General features: G+C 71.0%; 3 protein-coding genes. All 3 read right to left on the bottom strand.

Annotated elements, in window-relative coordinates:
- Window positions 1–1,700: FtsW/RodA/SpoVE family cell cycle protein (locus DI269_RS13375; RefSeq protein ID WP_198667407.1), on the bottom strand; the 1,700-nt coding region annotated here is incomplete at its 3' end.
- A gap of 93 nt (window positions 1,701–1,793) precedes the next feature.
- Window positions 1,794–3,071: a PP2C family protein-serine/threonine phosphatase gene (locus DI269_RS27780; RefSeq protein WP_198667406.1), complete on the bottom strand. Its 1,278-nt coding sequence runs from the start codon at window positions 3,069–3,071 to the stop codon at window positions 1,794–1,796.
- A 68-nt stretch (window positions 3,072–3,139) separates the two neighbouring features.
- The coding region (locus DI269_RS13365) for an FHA domain-containing protein FhaB/FipA (protein ID WP_112136645.1) at window positions 3,140–3,474 on the bottom strand (335 nt) is incomplete at its 5' end.

Raw genomic sequence — 3,474 nt, 5'->3', positions numbered from 1 at the left:
GGCGGGGCCTGGGGGCCGCCGGGCGGCGGCGAGAACGGGCCGCCGGACGGCGGGCCGGAGGCCGGGCCCTGGCGGGTCGGGGAGATGACGTTCTCCTCGACGGTGCCGGTCCCGGGGGTGCCCTGGAGGTGCCCGGGGATGATCAGCTCGGTCGGCTGGTCGCCGCCGGGGATCGGGCCGGAGTCCATCACGCCGGCCATCTCTCCCTTCGCGGCCTCCTCGGCGGCCTTCTTCGCGGCCTGCTCGGCGAGGAACTCCGGCGGGGCCTCGGTCTTCATGAGGCCGAAGGAGGCCTGCCACGGCTTGCGGGCGTCGTCCGAGACGCGCACGAACAGGCCGATGAGCAGCCACGAGCCGACGAGCGAGGAGCCGCCCGCGGCGAGGAACGTCGTGGTCTGGCCGGTCATCGGGATGAGCCCGGTGACGCCGCCGAACACCACGAACAGCTGGAACGCGACCAGGAACGCCAGGCCGCCGGCCATGAGCGTCCCGAACAGGTCCCGCGACATGATGCCGGTCTTGAAGCCGCGCTGGACGAGGATCGCGTACAGCAGCAGGATCGCGGTGAGGCCGATCAGGCCGACCTCCTCGCCGATCGCGGCGAGGATGAAGTCCGATTCGGAGGCCGGGATGCGGTTCGGGTTGCCCGAGCCGGGGCCGTTCCCGAGCAGGCCGCCCGAGTTGAGCGCCACCAGGCCCTGGACGAGCTGGTACGAGGAGGTCACCGGGTCGTCGACGTACGCCCACGGGTCGAGCCAGATCGCCACGCGCACTTGGAGGTGCGAGAAGAACGGGTAGATCGCGACGCAGCCGCCGATGAACATCGTCAGACCGATGATGATCCACGAGGCCCGGCGCGTCGCCATGTACAGCATCGACAGGAAGATCGAGAACAGCAGCAGCGAGGTGCCGAGGTCGCGCTCCATGACGAGGATGACGAGGCTGGCGGCCCACACGATCACGATGGGGCCCAGGTCCTTCATGCGCGGCAACTGGAGCCCGAGGATCTTCTTCCCGGCCACCGACAGCATGTCCCGCTTGCGCACCAGGTACACCGCGAAGAAGATCAGCAGCATCAGCTTGGCGAACTCGCTGGGCTGGATCGAGAAGCCCCCCAGGCGGATCCAGTTCTTCGAGCCGCCCGACCCCGAGATCGAGTACGGCAGGAAGCCCGGCAGCGCCGCGAGCGCGATGCCCGCGAACAGGAGGATATACGCGTACCCGCGGAGCATCCGGTGGTTGCGCACGACCGCGAGCAGGACCGTCATCAGGACGACTGCCGCCATGTAGTACATGAGCTGGCGCCCGCCCTGGCCGCCGAAGATCCCGGCGGACTCGGGCAGCGGATCGGCGTCGAGGAGGGCCGTCCGGTCGATCCGGCGGATGTAGACGATGCCGATGCCGGTGAGGAACGCGGCGATCGGCACGAACAGCGGGTCGGCGTAGGGCGCCAGGAACTTCACGGAAGCCCACGCGCACATGGACACCAGGAAGATCGAAAGCGGCAGCAGGTACGTGGTGTCCGTGGTCCGCTGGGCCAGCGCCAGGTCGATCGTCAGCTGGAAGCAGAAGATCCCGATGCCGCCCATGACCAGCATGGTGATCTCGCGGCCGATCCGCTTGGGCATCCCCGACAGCGGCGTGAGCGGCGCCTCGGACGGCGCCACCGCCCGGGCTGTCGCCGACATGGGCTGGGCCATCGGTTCCCCTCGGTCTGCTGTGTTCTAGGGCGCCTTCGCGCTCGGCCCCCGCGCACTCGGGGGTCGGTCGCTGTGAGCGTACAACGGTGACGCTCAGTCGTCGCGGCAGTCCTTTGAAGCCGTAGGCACCGCCTCAGTGTCCGAAACGGAGCACAGCGGGTCCAGGTTCTCGTTGCCGGCGGCCGGGTCGATCAGCTCGTCCAGCTCGGACTCGGCGCCGGACCGCCCGTCGACGCGGATGCCGTCCTTCAGGTCGGCCTCGACGTCGTCGGTGGCCTCCGACGCGGGGCGCTCGGACTCCATCTCCAGCCAGGCCGCGCGCAGCCCGGCCACCTCAAAAGGGAGGCCCCGGTAGACGCTGATGTTGCCCGCGTCGGAGACCCCGAGGAAGTACTGCGTCCGCACCCAGTAGGCGCCCGCGCCGGCCGCGAGGACCAGGACGATCAGGCAGGACAGGACGGTGCGCCACACGCGCCCGCCCTTCTTCTTCTTTTTCTTGCCGGACTCGGCGCCGTCGGCGCGGAGGTTCACCGTGGCGTCGCCCTCGGGCTCCTCGCCGTCCTCGCGGATCGCCCGCAGCACGGCGGTGTCGGACTCGGCCAGCCGCTGGTCGGCGGCCGCGCCGCCGATGATCTGCCGCTGCTCGCCCGGGTGCTCCTCGACGACGTCGGCGACGAGCACCGTCACGTTGTCGGGGGCGCCCGCGTCGAGCGCCTGCTGCACCAGGGACTCGGCGGCCTCCTGCGGCGACGCCGACGTCTGGAGGGTCCGCGCGATGTCGGCGTCCGACACCGGGCCCGAGAGGCCGTCGGAGCACAGCAGCAGCCGGTCCCCGGCCACGCCCTTGATCGTCTGGAACGCCGGCTCGACCTCGGAGGCGCCCAGGGCCCGCAGCAGCAGCGAGCGCTGCGGGTGCCGCTCGGCCTCCTCTGCGGTGATGCGGCCTTCGTCGACGAGCATCTGCACGTACGTGTCGTCGACCGTGACCTGCTCGAACCCGCCCTCGCGCATCCGGTAGGCGCGCGAGTCGCCGATGTGCACCAGGTTGAACCACTCGCCGTCGAACCACAGGGCCGTGAGCGTGGTGCCCATGCCCTCCTTCTGCGGGTCGTCGGCCACGCACCGGCGGATCGCCCGGTTCGCGTCCGCGACGGCGTCGGCGAGCTCGTCAACGACCGAGTCCGACGGCGGGGGGACGTCCAGCCGGGCCACGGTGTTGATCACGATCGCCGAGGCCAGGTCGCCGGCGGCCATGCCGCCCATGCCGTCGGCCACGGCGATGAAGTGGGACCCGGCGAACACCGAGTCCTGATTGCCTTGCCTCACCACGCCGCGGTCGGAGATGGCCGCATATCGCAGGAACAAACTCATGTATCAACCGCCGTAGCGCGGGGCACGCCCGCTGATCGATGCCGACAACGCCGCGTCGTGCTCGGGCTTCACGGGCGCAGCTCGAAGGAGGAGCGACCGATCCGGATGGGCACCCCGAGCGGGACCGGCGTGGGTCTGGTGACTCTAGCGCGCCCCAGGTACGTGCCGTTCGTGGAGCCCAGGTCCTCGACCATCCACTGCCCGTCCATGGGGACCACGCGCGCGTGCCGGTTCGACGCGAAGTCGTCCCGGATCACGATCGTCGAGTCCGCCGCGCGCCCGATCGAGATCGGCTGGCCCGACAGCACGAACCGGCGGCCCTGGAGCTCGCCCGTGGTCACCACCAGCCACTGCGCCGCGTGCGCGCCCTGCGGCGGGCCGCCGCGGCCGCCGGGGGCCGGGG

The organism is Glycomyces dulcitolivorans, assembly GCF_003265355.1.
GTDB lineage: Bacteria > Actinomycetota > Actinomycetes > Mycobacteriales > Micromonosporaceae > Glycomyces > Glycomyces dulcitolivorans.
Note: the sequence above shows the minus strand (reverse complement) of the source record. Positions and strands in the feature narration are given on the sequence as shown.